20 protein-coding genes are annotated in these 21,030 nt (G+C 66.6%); 9 read left to right on the plus strand and 11 right to left on the minus strand.

The annotated features are described in order from the left end of the window. Window positions 1-14 precede the first annotated feature (14 nt). On the plus strand, window positions 15-950 hold the full coding sequence (locus VLI63_RS04945; protein ID WP_409155804.1) for an ATP-binding cassette domain-containing protein: 936 nt from the start codon (window positions 15-17) through the stop codon (window positions 948-950). Then, on the plus strand, window positions 947-1,759 hold the full coding sequence (locus VLI63_RS04950) for an ABC transporter permease (RefSeq protein WP_409155805.1): 813 nt from the start codon (window positions 947-949) through the stop codon (window positions 1,757-1,759). The genes VLI63_RS04945 and VLI63_RS04950 overlap by 4 nt, the downstream gene beginning before the upstream one ends. Window positions 1,760-1,765: 6 nt before the next feature. On the opposite strand, the gene VLI63_RS04955 is transcribed toward VLI63_RS04950, so the two are convergent. From VLI63_RS04955 to VLI63_RS04970, 4 genes are all read right to left on the minus strand, one after another. Further along, window positions 1,766-2,203 (minus strand): BLUF domain-containing protein, encoded by a 438-nt coding sequence (locus tag VLI63_RS04955; protein WP_409155806.1) that lies wholly within the window; start codon window positions 2,201-2,203, stop codon window positions 1,766-1,768. Window positions 2,204-2,366: 163 nt separating this feature from the next. Continuing rightward, window positions 2,367-3,161 carry a ferritin-like domain-containing protein gene (locus VLI63_RS04960; RefSeq protein ID WP_409155807.1) on the minus strand — a complete coding sequence of 265 codons (795 nt, stop codon included), beginning with the start codon at window positions 3,159-3,161 and terminating at the stop codon, window positions 2,367-2,369. 25 nt (window positions 3,162-3,186) lie between these two features. After that, window positions 3,187-5,511: an SDR family oxidoreductase gene (locus VLI63_RS04965; protein ID WP_409155808.1), complete on the minus strand. Its 2,325-nt coding sequence runs from the start codon at window positions 5,509-5,511 to the stop codon at window positions 3,187-3,189. Then, a complete protein-coding gene (locus VLI63_RS04970; RefSeq protein WP_409155809.1) occupies window positions 5,508-6,374 on the minus strand; it encodes a hypothetical protein in 867 nt (288 codons plus the stop codon). The genes VLI63_RS04965 and VLI63_RS04970 overlap by 4 nt, the downstream gene beginning before the upstream one ends. A 74-nt stretch (window positions 6,375-6,448) precedes the next feature. Between VLI63_RS04970 and VLI63_RS04975 the strand changes: the two genes are divergently transcribed. Genes VLI63_RS04975 through VLI63_RS04985 form a run of 3 tightly spaced genes read left to right on the plus strand, consistent with a single transcriptional unit; the run spans window position 6,449 to window position 9,705 of the window. Next, the gene (locus VLI63_RS04975) at window positions 6,449-7,228 is read left to right on the plus strand and encodes an SDR family NAD(P)-dependent oxidoreductase (RefSeq protein WP_409155810.1); all 780 of its coding nucleotides are present in this window, start codon (window positions 6,449-6,451) and stop codon (window positions 7,226-7,228) included. 8 nt (window positions 7,229-7,236) lie between these two features. Further along, window positions 7,237-7,977, plus strand: coding sequence for a lysophospholipid acyltransferase family protein (locus VLI63_RS04980; protein WP_409155811.1), 741 nt, complete (start codon window positions 7,237-7,239; stop codon window positions 7,975-7,977). 33 nt (window positions 7,978-8,010) lie between these two features. After that, complete coding sequence (locus tag VLI63_RS04985; protein WP_409155812.1) at window positions 8,011-9,705, plus strand: FAD-binding oxidoreductase; 1,695 nt, start codon at window positions 8,011-8,013, stop codon at window positions 9,703-9,705. A gap of 102 nt (window positions 9,706-9,807) precedes the next feature. Here VLI63_RS04985 and VLI63_RS04990 read toward each other — a convergent pair whose 3' ends face one another. Further along, window positions 9,808-10,731: a DsbA family protein gene (locus VLI63_RS04990; protein WP_409155813.1), complete on the minus strand. Its 924-nt coding sequence runs from the start codon at window positions 10,729-10,731 to the stop codon at window positions 9,808-9,810. A gap of 240 nt (window positions 10,732-10,971) precedes the next feature. Between VLI63_RS04990 and VLI63_RS04995 the strand changes: the two genes are divergently transcribed. Together VLI63_RS04995 and VLI63_RS05000 are read left to right on the plus strand one after the other, a co-directional pair. Then, window positions 10,972-12,066 (plus strand): ABC transporter ATP-binding protein, encoded by a 1,095-nt coding sequence (locus VLI63_RS04995; protein ID WP_409155814.1) that lies wholly within the window; start codon window positions 10,972-10,974, stop codon window positions 12,064-12,066. An 87-nt stretch (window positions 12,067-12,153) separates the two neighbouring features. Further along, window positions 12,154-13,431: a DUF4032 domain-containing protein gene (locus VLI63_RS05000; protein WP_409155815.1), complete on the plus strand. Its 1,278-nt coding sequence runs from the start codon at window positions 12,154-12,156 to the stop codon at window positions 13,429-13,431. Between the two features lie 15 nt (window positions 13,432-13,446). Here VLI63_RS05000 and rlmB read toward each other — a convergent pair whose 3' ends face one another. The 4 genes from rlmB to VLI63_RS05020 are packed head-to-tail and all read right to left on the minus strand — an operon-like array spanning window position 13,447 to window position 17,557. Next, window positions 13,447-14,469 (minus strand): 23S rRNA (guanosine(2251)-2'-O)-methyltransferase RlmB, encoded by a 1,023-nt coding sequence (gene rlmB, locus VLI63_RS05005; RefSeq protein WP_354574336.1) that lies wholly within the window; start codon window positions 14,467-14,469, stop codon window positions 13,447-13,449. Then, window positions 14,469-15,884 carry a cysteine--tRNA ligase gene (cysS, locus tag VLI63_RS05010; protein WP_409155816.1) on the minus strand — a complete coding sequence of 472 codons (1,416 nt, stop codon included), beginning with the start codon at window positions 15,882-15,884 and terminating at the stop codon, window positions 14,469-14,471. The genes rlmB and cysS overlap by 1 nt, the downstream gene beginning before the upstream one ends. Window positions 15,885-15,894: 10 nt before the next feature. After that, a complete protein-coding gene (ispD, locus tag VLI63_RS05015; protein WP_409155817.1) occupies window positions 15,895-17,094 on the minus strand; it encodes a 2-C-methyl-D-erythritol 4-phosphate cytidylyltransferase in 1,200 nt (399 codons plus the stop codon). Next, the gene (locus VLI63_RS05020) at window positions 17,075-17,557 is read right to left on the minus strand and encodes a CarD family transcriptional regulator (RefSeq protein WP_409155818.1); all 483 of its coding nucleotides are present in this window, start codon (window positions 17,555-17,557) and stop codon (window positions 17,075-17,077) included. The genes ispD and VLI63_RS05020 overlap by 20 nt, the downstream gene beginning before the upstream one ends. A gap of 161 nt (window positions 17,558-17,718) precedes the next feature. Here VLI63_RS05020 and VLI63_RS05025 point away from each other — a divergent pair, with 161 nt between their 5' ends. Then, window positions 17,719-18,279, plus strand: a complete 561-nt coding sequence (locus VLI63_RS05025; RefSeq protein ID WP_409155819.1) for a hypothetical protein — start codon at window positions 17,719-17,721, stop codon at window positions 18,277-18,279. An 88-nt stretch (window positions 18,280-18,367) separates the two neighbouring features. Here VLI63_RS05025 and VLI63_RS05030 read toward each other — a convergent pair whose 3' ends face one another. Together VLI63_RS05030 and VLI63_RS05035 are read right to left on the minus strand one after the other, a co-directional pair. Continuing rightward, window positions 18,368-19,045 (minus strand): response regulator transcription factor, encoded by a 678-nt coding sequence (locus VLI63_RS05030; RefSeq protein WP_354574341.1) that lies wholly within the window; start codon window positions 19,043-19,045, stop codon window positions 18,368-18,370. 1 nt (window position 19,046) lies between these two features. Continuing rightward, window positions 19,047-20,198: a sensor histidine kinase gene (locus VLI63_RS05035; protein WP_409155820.1), complete on the minus strand. Its 1,152-nt coding sequence runs from the start codon at window positions 20,196-20,198 to the stop codon at window positions 19,047-19,049. A gap of 169 nt (window positions 20,199-20,367) precedes the next feature. On the opposite strand from VLI63_RS05035, the gene phoU reads away from it, so the two are divergent. Beyond that, complete coding sequence (gene phoU / locus VLI63_RS05040) at window positions 20,368-21,021, plus strand: phosphate signaling complex protein PhoU (protein WP_409155821.1); 654 nt, start codon at window positions 20,368-20,370, stop codon at window positions 21,019-21,021. The last annotated feature ends 9 nt before the right edge of the window (window positions 21,022-21,030 follow it).

The following is a 21,030-nucleotide window of genomic DNA, read 5'->3' on the forward strand; positions in this document are numbered from 1 at the left end:
AGAGTGAGAACGGCATGACCAGCTCAGCGATCAACCTTCGCGCCCTGCGCAAGTCCTACGGCGCCAAGACCGTGCTCGACGGTATCGACCTGAGGGTCGCCGCCGGTACCGTCACCGCGCTACTCGGCCCGAACGGTGCGGGCAAGACGACGACCGTGCACATCCTCTCCACTCTCGTGCGGCCCGACGGCGGCGCAGCGGCGGTGAACGGATGCGACGTGGTCCGCGATCCCGGTGGCGTGCGTGCGGCGATCGGGCTCACGGGCCAATTCTCCGCAGTGGACAAGCTGCTCACCGGCGAGGAGAACCTGTTGCTGATGGCCCGGCTTCGCCACCTCGGCGCGAAGGCGTCGAAGGCACGGGTGTCAGACCTGCTCGAGCAGTTCGACCTCGTCGAGTCCGCCCGAAAGCCTCTCGCCACCTACTCCGGCGGAATGCAGCGTCGCCTCGACCTCGCGATGACCCTCGTGGCGACGCCGAGTGTCATCTTCCTCGACGAGCCCACCACCGGTCTCGACCCGCGCAGCCGCCACACCGTGTGGGACATCGTGCGCGGCCTCGTCGTGGAGGGCACGACGGTGCTGCTCACCACCCAGCACCTCGAGGAGGCGGATGAACTCGCTCACCGCATCGCCGTGCTCGACGGCGGTCGAATCGTCGCCGAGGGCACGCCGGAGGAGCTCAAGCGACTGGTGCCGGGGGGACACATCCGCCTGCGGTTCGCAGAGCTCGCCTCGCTCGATGCGGCGTCACGGCTCCTCGACAGTTCCGTCCGCGACGATGCCGGACTCGCCCTGACCGTGCCGAGCGGCGGCGGTGTCGGCACGCTCCGCACCCTGCTCGACCGTCTCGAGGCGGCGGGCATCACGCTCGACGACCTCAGCATCCACAGCCCAGACCTCGATGACGTGTTCTTCGCCCTCACCGGCACGGAAGAGACAGAGCAATGACCACCATCGCCCTCCGCCGACGGTCTCATGTGATCGCTGACTCCGTCACGATGCTGCGCCGCAACCTACTGCACGTCGTGCGTTACCCGGGTCTGTCGATGTTCACCATCCTCGGCCCGGTAGTGATCCTGCTTCTGACCGTCTTCGTCTTCGGTGGCACTCTGGGGGCAGGCCTCCCCGGCGTGGACCCGGCCGGCGGTCGGGATGCCTACCTCGCCTACGTGATGCCGGGAATCCTGCTGATCACCATTGCGGGCACTGCCAGCGGTGCGGCCATCACGGTGGCGATGGACATGACCGAGGGCATCACCGCGAGGTTCCGCACGATGGCGATCTCACGCTCCGCGGTACTCGCCGGTCACGTGATCGGCAATACCATCCAGGCGATCATCGCCGTCGCCCTCGTGCTCGGCGTCGGAGTGGCCATCGGTTTCCGCCCGACGGCAGCACCACTCGAGTGGATCGCCGCAGCGTTCGTCATCGTGTTGATCGCTTTCGCCATCAGCTGGATCGGGGTCGCCATGGGGATGCAATCCAAGACCGTGGAGACGGCGAGCAACCTGCCCCTCATCCTGACTCTGCTTCCGCTGCTCGGCAGCGGTTTCGTCCCGACCGCGTCGATGCCGTCATGGCTGCAGTGGTTCGCCCAGCACCAGCCGTTCACGCCGTTCATCGAGACCCTGCGCGGGCTGCTGGTCGGAACTCCGCTGGCAGGCAACCTGGCTCTCGCGATCGGATGGAGCATCGCGATCGCGGCCGCCGGGGCCATCTGGGCGATAGTGATCTACGAGCGTAAGTCGGTGCGCTGAGACGGGTCAGGATGCCTGGCCGACGGGGAGCGAGTTGTCACGGAACCAGTCGAGCAGTCCGCGCGCTCGCTCAGCAGCCTCTGACGCCGGCATGGGGCTCTTCTGCTGGTGGAAGAAATCGTCGTAACCCGGGATGGAGCGCGATGAACTGTCGGTGAGTGCACGGAACCCCATCCGCCAGCTCGGATAGCGACGTTCCGCGATCACTTCCACGCTCAGCAGTTGCACGCCATGATGCCGGGGATCGACGGAGATGATGGCGTAGCACGCGCGAATCGCGTCATCCGGACCCTCGAGCACCTGCATGAACTGGCTGTTGCTGTAGAGCAGGATGCCGGTGATCCCCTGCCGCGCGTTGTTCTCGCGAATGCTCGTGAGCAGTTGGGCGAGTTCCTCGTCGGTATAGGCGCGAGTCGCGGAACTCAGGTAGGCGATCGATATCATGGGCTCCCCCTTCCTGACCCATGCTCGCCTACGCGCACGGTGCCGCACAGACCCCAGAAAGGGTGCGGCACCGGTGCGGCGAAGCGCTGCGGGCCAGGCGGAGAACCTCAGCCTGCGAAAGGCAGGCCGTGGGAGGCAGGCCGTGGGAGTCAGGCCGCCGGAGTCAGGCCGCGACGCCCAGCTTGTCCAGCGAGTCCTCGACGATCGTGAGGCCCTCCATACCAGGAAGCCCGGAGATGGCGGCATCGATCTTGCGCGCACCCTTTCGGCCCTCGGCTCCGCCCATGAGGTGGCCCATCACGTGCTGCACCTCGGTGCGCTCCATGATGCTGGAGCCGACGGGCGCCCAGAAGTTCTTGAGCGCGAAGCGGGCGAGCACCTGAGCCTTGCGGCTCTTGGCGAGACGATCACGGGCCTGGGAGGTGTAGAAGGCGACGTGGCGGGCCTCCTGCTTCGCGATCCGCTTCAGCAGCTCGGCGAGCACCGGGTCTTCCTCCAGGTCCGCCATGCGGTTGTAAGCGGTGATCGCCGACCATTCGTTGGCCGCACCCCAGGCCATGTGCACGGCCACGAAGTCCGCGCCCACCAGCTTTCCGGCGATGGACTGCTTGATCGGATCCAGCTTGTCCTTCCACCCGAGCTTCAGGCGGTCGGCCTTGATCTCGTCGAAGTCGACGACGATCCCGTGCATGCCGAGAACCGTCGCGAGCGCTTCGCCGTGCCAGAACTCCTCGCGGTTCCACATCGTCATGAACGCGCTCATGTCCGCCTCCTTGTGGGAGGGGGTGGTGAGGAGGTCGCGGGTGTAGCAAACCGTGTGATATTCCACATCCGCCATATAACGAAGGGTGCGAAGCGAGCCCGCCGGAAGAGGATGCTCGCGAAAGCGCTCGAGGTCGAGATCGTCCCAATTCACGTTGACCGAGGTCGCGGTGTACTTGTCTACATCGAATGCCATGTGCTGTGAGGAGAGGCCGTGACGGCTACTCTCCCGCTCCTTTCGGGCTTACCGGATCCGTGGGGTGGGATCCGCGCTTCCAGTTGTGGATGCTCCACCTTCTTCGTTGTGCCTCACGCGACAGATTGGTGTCGGGGTTGACCGCACTGGGGTTTCCCAGCAGTTCGAGCCAGACCAGGTCGGCATGACTGTCACCGTAGCCGTAGCTCTGCGAGAGATCGAATCCGTTGGTCTCGGCGTAGCGCAGCAGCCAGGCGGCCCGCGCCTCATCCACCAGGGGCGGTTGGGCGAGATAGCCGGTGAGCACACCGTCGCGCTCGTGCATAGACCCCGCGACCACCTCGTCGAAGAGATCGGCGAGCGGGGCGACGAGGGTGCCGATCGATCCGGTGACGAGCACAGTGCGATGGCCGGCGGCCCGGTGCTCCTTGATGCGAGCGATCGCGGCGGGCATGGTGTGCCGCAGGAGGGTATCGCGGTAGCCGCCCGAGACGACGCTCTCGAGCCGCGCCACCGGCATGCCGCTGTAGCGTCGGAGGAAGACCCGGATGAACTCCCCGCGGTCCCGGCGTTCGGCGCTCAGGTAGCCCGGCAGCGAGCCGAGCAGGCTGGCCACTTCGCCCGGCCAGGCTGCCTTGCGGAAGCCCGCCGAACGCACCCAGAGGTACTGCTCGACGATGTTGGAATCGACGACTGTGCCCTCGAGGTCGAAGACGGCCACGACATCGGTGCGAGCCGGCAACGCCTTCTGCACCCTCTCGGAGGCGGCCGGTCGCACGGCGAAAGCCCGGGTGAGGGTCGTGATGGCCGGGAAGTGCACGCGCTGGAGGTAGTCCTCCCAGTCGATCGTCGTCACGTCGAAGCCGGTGTCGTCCCCTGGCGCGAGCGCCAGGGATTCCCCGAGCTCGCGGAGCTTTCGGTCGTCGAAGATGATCTCCGTCTGCACGTAGGCGCGATAGAGCTCGGCGAAGTTTCGCAGCGATTCGAGATCGCTCCGACGGGTCGTCACCTTGGCGATCTGGGCGCGGGTGCGGGCCGTTGAGGGGAATCTCTCGAGCAGCTTCTCGCGCCGGTCGTTCCAGCGCTCCTGATTGCGCAGGGCGCGCTCCACTTTGCGGTCACCGGGAAAACTCCAGGTGGGCACACGCACCTGGCCCTCACTGGCGTGTGGCATCGGGTTGGCCGTGAAGAACTCGTTCATGTTCTGCAGCATGCGATGGATCGGCAGCGGATTGCTCGCCCCGGAGCTCACCTGCACGTATTGGGCGACCGGTGCCGGGCGCGCGGCGATCGCGAGGATCGCGTTCACGACGAAGTCCACGGGGATCACATCGAGCACGCTGTCGGGCAGGCCGGGGAACTCGGGCAGCAGGCCGCGCCCGTAGGCGAGGATCAGCGGGTCGGCCACCTTGAAACCGTCGATCCAGCCGGGGAACGGATGCTGCAGCGCACTCTCGATGATCGCGGGGCGCACGACGGACAGCCGGTGGCCGGCATCCCCCCACATCTCCTCGGCGGCTCGTTCGGCGAAGGCCTTGGTGAGCGTGTAGACGTCGGTCCAGCCCAGGCTCTCGGCCCGGGTGCGGCCGTAGTCGACGAGGCGGGAGCGCACCCACTCGACACGGGCGGCTTCCGCGGCCTTCGCGACCGCCTGCGGACCTTCCTTGCCGTGCTCGGCCCGGCCCTCCCCGAGGAATCGCCGCAGGGTCTCCGGCTGGCGTGAAGCCATCTCGACGCGGACGCGAGCGTCGCGCGCGGCTTCGAACTCGCTGCGCCAGTCCACGGTGTGGGCGAGTCGCGCCTCCGGCACGATCCCCTTGCGGATGCCGCCGACGTACGCCGTCGACACGTGCACGACGTGCGGGTCAGCCCCACTCTCGAGCAGCGCGGTGTAGAGGGTCACCGCTCCCCCCAGGTTCGTCTCGAAGGCCTGGTCGATGGGGGGATCGAACGACACCGATGACGCGCTGTGGATGACGACATCCAGGTCTGCGGGGAGCGCCGGCACCGAGCCGAGATCCCCCTCGACCACGCGAAGGCGTTCACGAACGGCGCGTTCCACCTCGTCGTCTCCGACGCGCTCCCGCCACAGGCGGAAGACCGGCTTGCGCAGCAGGGTGCGCAGGCGGTCCGTCGCACTCGTGCTGCCCTTCGAACGGATCAGAAGCGAGATGGTGGTGTCCTGATGCGACGACAGCAGACGCTCGAGGATCGCCTGGCCGACGAACCCGGTCCCTCCGGTGAGGAAGACGTGGGACGAGCCGAGTCCGGATGCGGCGACGGCCTTCGGCGCCGCGACCTTTGCCTTGCGTGCGGGAGCCTTTTTCGACGGCTCTGCGGCGGCGTTCACTCGCGCAGCTTCCGGGTCACGGCATCACCGATGCGGGAATCCATGCCGGGCAGCCCGGCGACCCGGCGACCTATGTCGGCGGCACGCTCTCGCCCCGTGTCGTCACCGAATACGGACTTCTCGAAGAAGGAGCGGTCCTCGCCGGCGCGGTCGATGGCGCCGAGCGGCCAGGCCTGGCGCTCGAGAGACGTGCGGGTGAGGGCGACGGCTTTGGGGTCATCCGCCAGTCGACGCCGGGCCTCGTCGTCGAAGAAGGAGACGTGCCTCTCCTTCACGGCGACGATCGTCGCGATGGTGGCCGAGAGCGCTGAGCTCTGACTCGAGGCATCCAGACGGTCGTATGCCGCACGGGTCACCCATTCGTCGACCAGGCCCGTGGTCACGTGCACCCCGATGATCGGCACCCCCTGGATGAGTCCGGCGATGGCCCGACGGATCGGTCCGCGTCGTTCGACCGACTCGGTGTGCGAGCGGCGGACCGAACCCTCGGCCGCGTCGTGCGACTTGGGTTGCCCGTTCGCCTCGAGCACGGCATCGAGAGCGTCGGCAATCCAGAATTTCTCGAATGCCCAGGTCACCAGAAAGGCCGTGATTCGGGCATCCTTGTGCGTCGCCGTCACCAGCAGGTTGCGCAACTGCTCCATCGTGCCGCTCTCCAGGCGGGCCAGATACCGCACCGAGCGGATGCTGTCCGCCGAGAGCGGGTCCGTCGAGAATTCGTCGAGGCGCAGTGTCTCGCGATGATTGCCCTGTGCCGTGCGGGCGAAGCCGCGCACGTCGAATCGTGCACCGGTGGAGTTCAGGGCGCGATCGCCGGAACCCGCCGGGGATTCAGTGGTGGAGTCGCTGTTCGCGAATGTCATGATTTCAAGCCTTTGCTGCCATCGGAGCCCCTGTTTAGGCAACCGCTGCCCCCTGAGCAGCGTAACCTAACGGCATGGGTGTAGCTCTCGTCACCGGCGGGACGTCTGGCATAGGTGCCGCGTTCGCCCGTCTCCTCGCTGCGCGTGGCTATGATCTCGTGCTCGTCGCTCGGTCGACCGACCGGCTCGAAACGATGGCCGCGGAATTGAGGGCGACGGGTCGTTCCGTCGAGTTGCTTCCGGCCGACCTGTCGGACCGGAACGCGGTCGCCCGGGTGGCCGAACGGCTGAGCGATCCCGAGCGGCCCATCGACATGCTGGTGAACAATGCCGGATTCGGCATGCATTCCTCGTCGCTCGATCCCGACGTCTCCGAATTCGACCGGGCGTTCGAGGTCATGTGCCGAGCGGTCTTCGTTCTGAGCGGTGCCGCGGCTCGAGGGATGGTCGAGCGTGGTTCCGGCAGCATCCTCAATGTCTCGAGCACGGCGGGGTTCCTCACGATGGGCGCCTACTCGTCGATCAAGGCCTGGGTCACCTCGTACACCGAGGGACTCGCGGTGGAGTTGCGCGGCAGTGGCGTCACGGTCACTGCCCTCTGCCCGGGTTGGGTTCGCACGGAGTTTCATGAGCGGGCCGGCATCCGGTCGGGCAGCATCCCAAACTTTATGTGGCTCGACGCCGAACAACTGGTGAGCGCAGCCCTGCGCGACGTGGATCGAGGCAAAGTGATTTCCATACCTACTCTTCGCTACCGAGCGCTGATCGGCTTGGCCGGGCTCGCTCCGAAGAGCGCCATCCGTTCGTTCTCCGGTGCGATCTCGTCGTCGCGGCGAAAGCCCGTAGTGCGGTGACGGCGCGGATGCCTCTCAGCTCTCGCCCCGCCGGGCCCCGTTCCGCAGCGAAGCGTCTTCATGATCGCTTCAACTCCCCCTACCAGGCCGTGGCACGCTTCCTCGCCCAGCGCGCACTGCTCAAGCCGCTCATCTGGTCGCTCACCAGCGTCACCGTGATCCGCAGTGAGAAGCTGAAAGAGGTGAAGGGCGGGTTCGTGGTGATCGCGAACCACTCCAGCCATCTCGACACCCCGCTGATCGTCGGATCGCTCCCCCGCCCACTGGCCCGCTACCTCGCCGCCGGTGCAGCCGCGGACTATTTCTTCAACGTCTGGTGGCGCCGCGGGCTCACTGCGCTGTTCTTCAATGCCTTCCCCGTTCGTCGAACCGGAACGGACACATCGTCGACCAGCGCCCGCTCGCTGCTGATGCGCGGCATCCCCGTGCTGATCTTCCCGGAGGGCACCCGGTCGAAGGACGGCGAGCTCGGCCGCTTCAAGCCGGGGGCTGCGGCTCTTGCCGCCGCCTGCGACGTGCCGTGCATCCCGGTGGCCCTCATCGGGGCGCACATCGCACACCCCCGCGGCACGAACTGGCCGAGACCCGGCAGACTGCCCGTCGGAGTCGTCTTCGGAGACCCGCTTCGCGTCGCGGAGGGCGAATCCAAGGGGGACTTCGCCGAGCGCACTCGCCAGGAGATCGTGCGCCTGAGAGACCTGCATTCGGCCGACATCCTCGGCCGACACACACGACCCCGGCAGAAATGACCGCGGTACCCGCAACACATAAGGAGTACAGAAGTGACCGATGTTCAGCACATGAAGTGGTGGGGCTGGGGACGGGATGGCGTTGCATTCCATCACGATGACAAGCCCGGGTTCGCCCCCTTCCTCACCTTCGCCCTCGGGCTCGAGCCGGGGGCGCCGACCGTCGCGCCGCCCACGTTCGAGGATCTCGACGTTCCGGCCAGCCGGGCGAGCGCGGACTTCATCGCCCAGCTGACCGCGATCACCGGTGACGAGCACGTGACCACCGACGACATGAGCCGCGTCGTGCACACCTTCGGCAAGAGCATCCGCGACCTGATCCGCGTTCGCGCCGGGTCCCTCGCCCGCACCCCGGACGTGGTGATCTACCCCGCCGACGAATTCGAGGTGCAGCAGGTGGTGGATGCCGCGGTCGCCGCCGACGCCGTGATCATCCCCTTCGGTGGCGGAAGCAACATCGTCGGCAGCCTCGAACCGCTCGCCGAAGAGACCCGCACCGTGATCTCCCTCGACCTAGGGCGCCTCAACCGAGTGATCGACATCGACGAAGGATCCGGACTCGCGCGCATCGAAGCCGGAGCACAGGGCCCCGACCTCGAAGCCCAGCTCGAGAAGCGCGGCTGGACGATCGGTCACTTCCCCGACAGCTTCACGCACTCCACCGTCGGTGGCTGGGTCGCCACGAGATCCTCCGGCATGCAGTCGGACAAGTACGGCGACATCGCCGACATCGCCAAGGGACTTCGCGTCGTGCGCCCGGGAACCGTGCTCGTCATCCGCGCCGTGCCGAGCGCTTCCACCGGCCCGAGCGTGCGGGAGATGATCCTCGGCAGCGAGGGGCGCCTCGGCGTGATCACCGAGGTGACCGTACAGGTGCACCGCATCCCGGTGAAGCGTGAGATCCAGGCCTACCTCTACCCCACCTGGACCGATGGGCTCGCCGCGATGAAGGAGATCTCGGAAAGCGACGCCACTCCCTCGGTAACCCGGGTCTCCGACGGTCGCGAGACCGTGTTCTCGTTCGCGACCAGCAAGGAGAGCAAGGGAATCTCGAGCCTCGTGACCAAGGGCCTCGGCGTCTTCCTCAAATCGAAGGGCTGGGACACCGACAAGATGTGCCTGTCGTTCATCGGCTACGAGGGCAGCGAAGAGCATGTGGCCCGCAACGAGAAGCTCGTCGGGCGCATCGTCAAGAAGCACGGCGGCATCGGAGTGGGCAAGGGACCCGGCGCCCTCTACGACCAGAAGAAGTTCGACACCCCGTACATCCGCGACTTCCTGCTCGACCTCGGCGGCTCCGCGGATGTCTCGGAGACCTCGGCCCCCTGGTCGAAGCTCCCCGGACTGTACGACAACGTGATGGCCGCCGCGAACAAGGCCTTCGATGAGATCGGGGTCAAGGGCTGGATCATGGCCCACCTCTCCCACTCGTACCACTCGGGAGCGTGCCTGTACTTCACCTTCGCCTACCTGCCGAGCGGCGACTCACTCGACCAGTACGACGTCGTGAAGAGCGCCATCCAGCAGGCCTTCATCGACTCGGGCGGAACCGTGTCGCACCACCACGGTGTCGGCCTCGAGCATGCGCCGTGGCTCGAGCAGGACATCTCCACCGGAGGGGTCGCGGTGATGCAGGGACTGTTCGACTCGGCCGACCCGACGAACACCTTCAACCCGGGCAAGATCATCACGTCGGCCCCGGTGCCGGCGGCGGCCCTGCGGGACTGACCCCGGCGGTACTGACCGAAAACGAGAAAGGCCGGACCCCAGGGTCCGGCCTTTCTCGTCAGGCGTCACTTGTCCGGCGCGAGTCGGTGTTGAGCGGGTGAGCTAGTTGCCGTCGGCAGCCGACGGCGACGGGCTCGGCGTCGCCGAGGAGTCTTCGCTGAAACTGTCCCCGGCGGCCTTCGACACCGCGGTCGCGAAGTCTGCGGCGTTGTCGATGGCTCCGCCGTACTTCTTGCCGTTGATGATCACGGTGGGAGTGGACGAGAGATTCTTCACATCCGTGCCGGCGAGCGGATCGGTCGTCGCCCGGGCGGTCGCGGCATTCGTCCACGACTTGAACTTCTGGTCGGTGATGCAGTTGGCGATGGAATCGGCCTTGCCCACCTTCGCCTTCTTCGTGAGCGAGATGATCTGGTCGTCCGTGAGGCCCTCGGTGTTCTCCTTGGGTTGGTTCTCGAAGAGCAGCGCGCTGAAGTCGAAGAACTGGTTGGGCGAGTAGTTCGCCACGCAAGCGGCCGCGTTCGCGGACCTCGTGGAGTACTTCTTGCCGAGCGAGGACTGGTCGAGGATGGCGACCGGGTGAATCTCGAGAGTTGCCGCCCCCGTTGAGACCCACTTCTTGATCTGCTCCGCGTTGGTCGCTTCGAAGTCACCGCAGTAGGGGCACTGGTAGTCGATGTAGACGCGCAGGTCGATCACGTTGGCGGCGTTGGTCTTGGACGGCACGGGCTTGGCCCCCGGTTGGAGCGCTGCGGTCGGCACGGCCTTGAACCCCTGGCCGATCTTGATGCCGTCGCTGATCATGTTCGCGGGGCCGGGAGAAGGCGGCCGCACGCTGTTCACGATCACGAGACCGATGACGGCGACGATGGCGATCACCAGGACGGCGAGGCTGCCCTGCAGGATCACCCGACTGCGACGATCCTTCTTCTTCTGCTGTTCGCGCAGCGCACGGGCCTTCTCACGCGCAGCCTCACGCCTCTCGTTCTTGCTGAGACCTTTGTCACTCGAACCGTCGTAGGTCATCGAACCTCACTCGCTATCCATCAATGCCGTGGCCATCAGCCGCTGCAGTTTGCCGTGAGCGGAGCCCTAAGAACACTAGACACGCAGTCTGGGAAAAAGCCAAAGTGCCAGCCGCTTAAGCCTATCGAGGGGAATTGGCCCCCTGGTGCACCCTGTTCGAGTGGCATAATGGCCTTGCACTACCATCCATTCACTACGGATCGTCCGGCACGTACCTGCCGGTGAAGGAGTTGTACAACCATGGCATCTGTCACTTTTGACAAAGCTACCCGCCTCTACCCCGGCTCGACGAAGCCCGCGGTCGACGCACTCGACCTGCATGTTGCGGACGGCGAGTTCCTCGTGCTCGTCGGACCCTCCGGCTGTGGAAAGTCCACGTCCCTGCGCATGCTCGCCGGGCTCGAAGAGGTCAACGACGGCAACATCCTCATCGGTGACCGCAACGTCACCGACGTGCCGCCGAAGGACCGCGACATCGCGATGGTGTTCCAGAACTACGCGCTGTACCCGCACATGACGGTCGCCGAGAACATGGGCTTCGCGCTCAAGATCGCTGGCGTCAACAAGGACGAGCGTGCCACCCGCGTACTCGAAGCCGCGAAGCTCCTCGACCTCGAGCCCTACCTCGGCCGCAAGCCGAAAGCGCTTTCCGGCGGCCAGCGTCAGCGCGTCGCCATGGGTCGCGCAATCGTGCGCCAGCCCCAGGTGTTCCTCATGGACGAGCCGCTGTCGAACCTCGACGCCAAGCTGCGCGTGCAGACCCGCACCCAGATCGCATCCCTCCAACGCCGACTCGGCGTCACCACCGTCTACGTCACCCATGACCAGACCGAGGCGCTCACCATGGGCGACCGCATCGCCGTGCTGAAGGACGGTGTGCTGCAGCAGGTGGGGACACCCCGCGACCTGTACGCCAACCCGAAGAACGTGTTCGTTGCCGGCTTCATCGGCTCCCCGGCGATGAACCTCTTCACCGCGGACCTCGTCGATGGCGGTCTCAAATTCGGCACGGCAGTCGCCGCGCTCGACCGTGCCACCATGGGCAAGACCGACAACACCAAGGTCACCATCGGTGTTCGCCCCGAGGACGTGCGCGTATCGACCTCTGGTGAGGGCCTGCAGGTTGCGGTCGACCTCGTGGAAGAGCTCGGCGCGGACGGCTACCTCTACGGTCACACCGACATCGACGGCGCGCGCGTCGACATCGTCGCCCGTGTCGATGGCCGCTCGCACCCGAACGCCGGTGACACGGTCTTCATCCTCCCGGAGCCGGCACACGTGCACGCGTTCGACATCGGATCGGGCGACCGCCTGAGCAAGGCCGTGGTCGACTAAGCAGTCGAATACCCTTCGGTGCGGGCGGCGATCACGATCGTCGCCCGCACTTTTTCGTCCGCACTACAACTCCGTTAGGCAACGCACATGAGCGGTTCCCTGAACATCACGTCCGCGACAGTCGATCCAGCGCTCCTGGACCTACCGTGGAACCTCCCGCTCGACACCTGGCCGGACAGCGTGATCGCCGCGCTCCCCAAGGGCATCTCGCGCCACCTCGTGCGCTTCGTGCATCTCAGCGGCTATGTGATCGCGATCAAGGAGACCTCGTCGGAGCTCGCCCGCCGGGAGTACGAGATGCTGCGCACCCTGCAGAAGCTCGATGTGCCCTGCGTCGACCCGGTCGCGGTCATCACCAATCGAACGGATGACGAGGGCAACGAGCTCGATTCCGTGCTCGTCACCCGCCACCTGAAGTTCTCGCTGCCCTATCGGGCGCTGTATTCGCAGACTCTGCGCCCCGAGACCGCGACCCGCACTGTCGATGCGCTGGCCGTTCTCCTCGTGCGCCTGCACATCATCGGGTTCTTCTGGGGCGACGTGTCGCTCTCCAACACCCTCTTCCGCCGGGATGCCGGCTCCTTCGCCGCCTACCTGGTGGATGCCGAGACCGGCCAGCTCTACAACGGACTGTCGAACGGCCAACGGGAGAACGATCTCGAGATCGCCCGGGTGAACATCGCCGGTGAGCTGCTCGACCTCGCCGCGGGCGGGCGACTCGAGGAGGGACTGGATCCCGTCGAGGTGTCGAACGGAATCGTCGCGGCCTATCGCAGCCTCTGGGTCGAGCTCACCGGATCCGAATCCTTCTCCTCCTCCGAACGCTGGCGCATCAACGAGCGGGTCGAACGACTCAACGAGCTCGGATTCGACATCGAGGAGCTGGCCATCAAGACCGACGACACCGGCTCACAGGTGCGCATCCAGCCCAAGGTCGTGGATGCCGGGCACCACCAGCGCCGCCTGCTGCGCCTTACCGGCCTCGACGCCCAAGAGAACCAGGCGCGTCGCCTGCTCAACGACCTCGACTCCTACACCGCCACGTTCAACAAACAGGGCGACGACGAGGAGATGGTGGCCCACGAGTGGCTCGCGAAGGTCTTCGAGCCCGTGATCCGCGCCATCCCCCGCGATCTCAAGGGACGACTGGAGCCGGCGGAGATGTTCCACCAGCTGCTGGAGCACCGGTGGTACCTGTCGCAGAACGAGAACCGCGACGTTCCCCTCGCCGAGGCCGTCAGTTCCTATATCGACACCGTCTTGCGCCACCGTCGGGACGAGGCGACGGTCATCGCTCCGGCTACCGGCACGATCACCCTGCCGGTGGACGTCATCGCGGAGGACGACTGGCGCTCGAAAGTCTGACCCGCCGCGCCGACGCTACTTCTTCTTCGCGCGCTGCTTCGAGATCTCGTAGAGGGTGACGCTCGCGGCGATACCGGCGTTGAGCGACTCGGTCGAGGAGTTGATCGGGATCGAGATCACGGCATCACAGGTCTCGGTCACGAGGCGGGAGAGTCCCTTTCCCTCGCTGCCGACGACGACCACCAGCGGCTCCTTCGCCCAGGACAGTTCGGGCAGCGGAGTGTCACCGTCGCCAGCGAGACCGAGCACGAACACGCCGCGCTCCTTGAACGCCTTGAGCGTCTGAGTGAGGTTCGATGCCATCGCGACGGGCGTGCGGGCAGCGGCACCCGCCGAAGTCTTCCACGCAGCGGCGGTGAGACCCACCGAACGACGCTGCGGCACGATCACGCCGTGACCACCGAATGCGGCGACCGAGCGGATGATGGCGCCGAGGTTGCGCGGATCGGTCACGCCGTCGAGCGCGACCAGGAGCGGAACCCGCCCGCTTGCCACGATCTTGTCGAGGAGGTCGGTGGGGTGCGCGTACTCGTAAGGCGGAACTTTGAGGGCGAGCCCCTGGTGAACCGAGTCGAAGCCGGCGAGGCGGTCGAGCTCCGGGCGCATGACCTCGAGAATCGGCAGGCCGCGCTTGGTCGCGATCTGCATGACCTCTTTGACGCGGTCGTCGTATTCGATGCGGGTCGCGATGTAGAGAGCGGTCGCCGGGATCTTGGCGCGGAGAGCCTCGAGCACCGAGTTGCGGCCGGTGACGACCTCGAACTCGTCGGTCTGCTTCGGACGCTGTGCACGCTGGGGACCGGCAGCACGCTGCGGCGCACCCGTGCTCGACGGCTTCTTCGTGCCGCCGGCAGCGGCGAAACGGTCATTGGCCGCTTTGCGCTTGCCCGCGGGATGGTACGGACGATCGACGGCCTTGGGGGTGGGCTTCTTACCCTCGAGCGCCTGGCGACCCTGGCCACCGGAGCCGACCTGCTTGCCGGTGCTGCTCTTGCGCACGGCACCCGCGCGCGGCTTGTTGGCTCCACTGCTCTTCATTAGTCAAGACTCCAATGCGACCCCGACGGGGTGTCTTCGATCTGGATGCCGGCTGCGGCAAGTTCATCGCGAATGCGATCGGCGGACAGGAAATCGCGCGCCTTGCGTGCCGCGTCCCTGTCCTCGAGCAATTTCTCGACGAGAGTTGCGAGCGCTACACTCGCCGGATCATCCGCAGCAGTCTGCCACTCTACGGCCATCGGGTTGATTCCGAGAACTTCCGTCATCGCCAACACCTGGCCCTGCAGGGCTGCGGCGCTGCCGAGGTCCTCCGCATCGAGAGCCGCGTTGCCGGCACGAACCTGCTCGTGGAGCACGGCCATCGCCTGCGGAATGGCGAGGTCGTCGTCCATCGCCTCGGCGAATTCGTCGGGAATGGTCTCCACGCCGGTGCCAGCGAACTGGGTTCCCTCGAGGCGACGGGCAGCGCGGTCGAGGAACACCTCGATGCGATCGAGGGCGGCTTCCGCTTCGAGAAGCGCGCCATCGTGATAGTCGATGGTGGAGCGGTAGTGAGCGGAGCCGAGGTAGTACCGAACGACGAGCGGGCGAGCCTGATCGAGGAACTCGGCCGCGAAGATCGAGTTGCCGAGCGACTTGGACATCTTCTGTCCGTTCACATTGACGAGCCCGTTGTGCACCCAGACGCCCGCGAAGCCATGGCCGGCGGCGGATGACTGGGCCAGCTCGTTCTCGTGGTGCGGGAACCGCAGGTCCAAACCGCCACCGTGGATGTCGAACCGGGTGCCGAGATACTGCTGCGACATCGCGGAGCACTCGATGTGCCACCCCGGGCGGCCGTCGCCCCAGGGCGAAGGGTAAGCGGCGGAGGCCGGCTCGTCCTGTTTATGCCCCTTCCACAGAGCGAAGTCGCGGGCATCGCGCTTGCCCCGGCTCGGCGCATCGGCGGATGCCGCCATGTCTGCGGGCTTCTGGTTGGTGAGCTCGCCGTAGGCCGGCCAGGACGCCACGTCGAAGTAGACGTCGCCCGATTCGTCGTCGGCGGCGTAGGCGTGACCGCGCTCGATCAGCTCCGCGATCAAGCGCTGCATCTGCGGGATGCTGGCGGTCGCGCGCGGCTCGTAGGTGGGCGCGAGGATGCCGAGGCGCTCGTACCCCCGGGTGAACTCGAGCTCGAAGCGGTAGGCGAGAGCCCACCATTCCTCGCTCCCGGTGGCCGCGCTCGCGAGGATCTTGTCGTCGATGTCGGTGACGTTACGCACGAGCGTGACGTCGTATCCGCGATAGCCGAGCCAGCGTCGCCACTGGTCGTAGACGAGGGCGGAGCGCAGGTGACCGATGTGCGGCGAGGACTGCACCGTGGGTCCGCAGACGTAGATGCCGACCTTGCCTTCGACGATCGGCACAAGGTCGAGAAGCCCCTGCGAGCGGGAATCGTAGAGGCGCACTGTCACGCGCACCAGCCTACCGAGTGCTCCCCGACCGAATGCGCTGAAGAAGGCAGGTCGCGACGACGCTGATACCGTCGCCCCGCCCGGTGAATCCGAGCCCGTCGGAGGTCGTCGCCGCCACACTCACCGGAGCCCCGACGAGTGCGCTGAGCCTGGTCTCGATCTCCGCTCGCCGGGTGCCGATCTTCGGATGGTTCGCCACGACCTGCACCGAGACGTTGCCGATCGCGAACCCGGCGGCTTCCACGAGCTCCACGGTCGCGGCGAGGAAGACCTCGCCATGGGCATCCGCGAACCGGGGATCCGAGGTGCCGAAGTTCGAGCCGAGGTCACCGAGGCCGGATGCCGAGAGCAGCGCATCGCAGATGGCGTGGCTGACCGCATCCCCGTCGCTGTGCCCGGCGAGGCCGACCTCCCCCGGCCAGAACACGCCGCCCAGCCAGAGCGGACTCGACTCGTCGAAGGCATGCACATCGATGCCGATGCCGGTGCGGGTCTCCGCCGGCACGACCGCGGCGAGCAGGGACTCGGCTCGCCGGAGGTCCCACGGTGTGGTGATCTTGAAGGCGAGGGCATCGCCGTCGATCACGACCACCGGGTGACCGGCGGCAGCGAAGAGGGCGGCATCATCGGTGTGGTCGGCGCTCGCGTCCGCGTAGGCGGCAACGAGCTGCTCCCGCGGGAAGCCCTGCGGGGTCTGCACCGCCACGAGCTCCGAGCGATCGACGGTGGAGACCGCGAGCCCGCCCTCCACCCGCTTGATCGTGTCGGCGACAGCGAGGCCGGGGATCACACCGGAGCCGGTCTGACGCACCGCCGCGACCACGGCGTCGAACTGGGCAGGCGGCGTGAACGACCTGGCCGCATCGTGAACGAGCACGATCCGGACACCCGCTGCGAGCGCGGCGAGGCCCGCCGCGACGGAGCCCTGGCGCGAATCGGAACCGATGACGACGGTCACCGATTCGTGAGCGGCCCCGGCGACCTCGGTCGCAAGCGCGCGTGCTTCGTCGACCCAGTCGGCGGGCGCGACCACAACGACCTGGGCAGACTCGCCGCAGCGGAAGACCCCCTCGAGGGCATGCACCAGGATAGGTCGACCGGAGACCGGCACGAAAGCCTTGGGATGCGCGTGCCCGAGACGCGAACCACTGCCGGCGGCGACGACGATGATGCCGACATCGGGCTCGGGGTTAGGACGCAAGAACCTCATCGAGCACGGTCGAGGCCTTCTCTTCGTCGGTCTTCTCGGCGAGGGCGAGTTCGGAGACGAGGATCTGCCTGGCCTTGGCGAGCATGCTCTTCTCGCCGGCGGACAGCCCCCGGTCCTGGTCGCGGCGCCAGAGATCGCGAACGACCTCGGACACCTTGATCACGTCTCCCGAGGCGAGCTTCTCCAGGTTGGCTTTGAAACGGCGTGACCAGTTGGTCGGCTCCTCGGTGAACGGGGCCCGCAACACTTCGAAGACGCGGTCGAGGCCCTCCTGCCCGATGACATCACGAACCCCGACGAGATCGACATTATCTGCCGGTACCTCGATCACGAGGCCGCCCTGCGCGACGGTGAGTTTGAGGTAGAGCTTGTCTTCGCCCTTGACCTTGCGCGTCTTCACTTCGGTGATCGTCGCCGCACCGTGGTGGGGATAAACAACCGTCTCGCCGACCTCGAAAAGCATTGCTGGCACTCCGTTTCAGTGGCCGTCAGTTTATCACAGGGCCTTTTCCGTGGCGGGGGCGGGAGGCCTTGGCCGCCGCCGCCGTAGGCTAAACTTCGAACTGGTTTCGTTGGCCATCCGCTGCGACATCGCCGTGTTTTCGTATCGTTCTGGAGGGTCCCGTGAGAGCTCGCATCGTCGCAACCGTCGTAGTGGCGGCTTCGCTGTTGCTCTCCACTGCCGGCTGCAGCTTCTTCGCGCCGCAGTCGACACTCAAGAAGTACGACCCGAGCGACGGGGTGGGCGTCACCGTCGGCCAGGTGAAGGTGCGCAACGCACTGCTCCTCACCAAGGACGGGCAGGAGGCGAGCTTCCTCGTCAACCTCGTCAACGACGGCCAGAAGACCGTGAACGTGCTCATCCAGTACGACGGCACGACCGCCGAGGGGACCTCCGGCAAGGTCGACACCCGCGTTCAGCTCGACGCAGGGGAAGTCAAGACCTTCGGATCCTCCGACACCCGCCAGCTGATCTTCAGCGGAATCGACTCCAAGCCCGGATCCCTCTTCCCCGTCTTCGTCCAGTACGGCACGGAGACCGGGGACCAGTTGCTCGTGCCGGTGCTCGACGGGTCACTCTCCGAATACTCGAAGCTGCTGCCGATGCCGCTGCCGACCGCCACCCCGCCGGTGAACCCGACGGTCATCCCGGTCCCCACCCCCACGGCGAAGACCACCCCGTAGCCGCTGGGCCGAAGCGGACCCCGCTCGCGGGTGGCGCCTAGGGTATAGGGCTCGAAGCGGAGCCCGCTCGCGGGTGTCCGCCTAGGGTTCAGGGCTCGAAGCGGTAGCCCAGCCCGCGAACGGTCAGCAGCATCCTCGGGTCGGAGGGCTCCTTCTCGATCTTCGACCGGATGCGCTTGATGTGCACGTCGAGCGTCTTGGTGTCGCCGAAGTAGTCCGAGCCCCACACACGGTCGATCAGCTGGCCGCGGGTGAGCACCCGGCCGGAGTTGCGGAGAAGCACCTCGAGGAGCTCGTATTCCTTCAGCGGCATAGCCGTGTCCACCCCGCGCACGGCGACAGTGTGGCGGTCGACATCCATGCGAACATCGCCGGACTCGAGGATGGCGGTGTCGTCTTCGTCGGTCTCCACCCGGCGTCGCATGACGGCCCGGATGCGCGCGAGCAGCTCGCGGGTGGAGTACGGCTTGGTGACGTAGTCATCGGCGCCGAGCTCGAGTCCGACCACCACATCCACTTCGCTGTCCTTCGCGGTGAGCATGATGATCGGCACCTGGGACCGCGTGCGGATCTCGCGGCAGACCTCGGTTCCGGCGATGCCGGGCAGCATGAGGTCGAGCAGGATGAGGTCGGCTCCGGCGCGGTCGAACTCCGCGAGGGCGGAGATTCCGTCGGCTGCAATGGAGGTCTCGTAGCCCTCACGACCGAGCAGGAAGGCGAGGGGCTCGCTCAGGGAGGGTTCGTCTTCGACGATCAGGATGCGCAACTCAAGCCTCTTTCAGGGATGCAGCCGTGGCGTGGGACGCTTCGGGCAGGCGGATGGTGAAGGTCGAACCGTTTCCGGGCTGTGACCAGACGCGGATGTCGCCGCCGTGATTCTGCACGACGTGCTTGACGATGCTGAGGCCGAGCCCCGATCCCCCGGTGTGGCGTGAGCGAGCCGGATCGATGCGGAAGAAGCGCTCGAACACGCGGTCGAGTTCGTCATCGGGAATGCCGATGCCCTGGTCGGTGACGGCGATCTCGACGATGCCGTCGGCGTTGCTCACGCCGACGCCCACCCGGGAGCCCTTGGGCGAATACTGGATCGCGTTGGCGATGAGGTTGTGCAGGGCGACGGCGAGCAGCGGCTCGTCGCCGTAGACCTCCGCGCCGGCGTCTCCCCCGCTGACGATGGTGACTCGGCTGGACTCCGCCGCCACCCGGTTCTGGTCGATCGCAAGGGCCACCACGTGGTCGATCTCCACGACGTGGGGGCTGGTGAGGGCATCCGCCGCCTGCAAGCGGGACAGCTCGATGATCTCCTGGGTGATGCGGGCGAGACGATCCGCCTCCTTGGTGAGCCTCTTGGCGAAGCGGCGCACCTGGTCCGGATCGTCGGAGGCCGCCTGCAGTGCTTCGGCGAGAAGGCCGACCGCGCCGATCGGGGTCTTGAGTTCGTGGCTGATGTTGGCCACGAAGTCCCGCCGCACCTCGTCGAGGCGATAGGACTCGGTGCGGTCCTCTGCGAGCAGCAGGATGTATCGGGCACCCAAGCGCGCGACCCGCACGAAGAGGTAGATGTTCGCGTCGCCGAAGGGGCCGCGAGAGAGCTCGAGCTCCTGCGTGATCGGTTCGCCGTATCGACGGACGCGATCGACGATGGTCACGAGTTCCGGATGCACGAGAGCCTGGTTCCAGACGAGACCGAAGGCCATCGCTCCCGGGCTTGCCTTCACCACGGTGTTCGAGGGATCGAGCACGATCCCGGCGGACTCGAGGGCCTCGATCACCTGGTCGACACCGTCGGGCACCGCGGTACTCACCACCGCCACGGCACGCTGCCCGCGATGGGCGGAGGCGACGAGCAGCGCCGTGACGCCAACGCCGACGGCGACACCGAAAGCCAGCGCGAGCGGCACCAGCAGGGCGGAGTCCATAGCCACTAGATTAGTTACATCTGGGGGCCCGGCTCGCGCCCGTGTGGCAGCAGGCTCCGGCACTTGGCGTGTTGTTCAGGTGCGGTTCCCCCGCTGTTCACCTGCGCGGGGCAGGGTTGCAGCAGAACTGTGCGGGAATCGAAGACTCGCAGCGAAAGGGACGTGAACGATGCGCGAGGTATTCCAGCAGGAACTGGCGGAGGTGCAGGAGCGCCTCGTCGAGATCGCTACCCTCGTGGAGACGTCGATCGACAACGCCACCCGTGCGTTCAATGAATCGAACGTGTCACTCGCCGAGGCCGTCATCGCCGACGACAGCAAGATCGACGAAGCGGCCATCGCCCTCGACGAGCTGGCCATCAACATCCTGGCCCGCCAGCAGCCGGTAGCCCGCGACCTGCGCATTGTCGTGAGCGCCCTGCGCATCAGCGCCTCACTCGAGCGCATGGGCGACATGTCGGAGCACATCGCTCAGCTGGCCCGCTACCGCTTTCCCGACAAAGTGGTGCCGAAGTCCCTTCGCACCACGTTCGCCGAACTCGGCCATCTCGATGTTCAGATCGCGCGCAAGCTCACCCAGTTGCTTCGCACCGAAGACGTGCGCATCGCCGAGGAGATCCGCAACGACGACGACCGCATCGACGCGCTGCACCTGAGCGTGTTCGACAAGGTGCTCGGCGAGACCTGGAAGGGTGCGGCCGTCGACACTGTGGATGCCACTCTCGCGTCGCGTTACCACGAACGGTTCGCCGACCACGCGGTCTCGATCGCGAAGAAGGTGCAGTACCTGGCTACCGGCGACTGGGTGGCCGCGGAACTGTAATCCGCGCCG

It is taken from the genome of Lacisediminihabitans sp. H27-G8 (assembly GCF_046156175.1).
Taxonomy (GTDB): Bacteria; Actinomycetota; Actinomycetes; order Actinomycetales; family Microbacteriaceae; genus Lacisediminihabitans.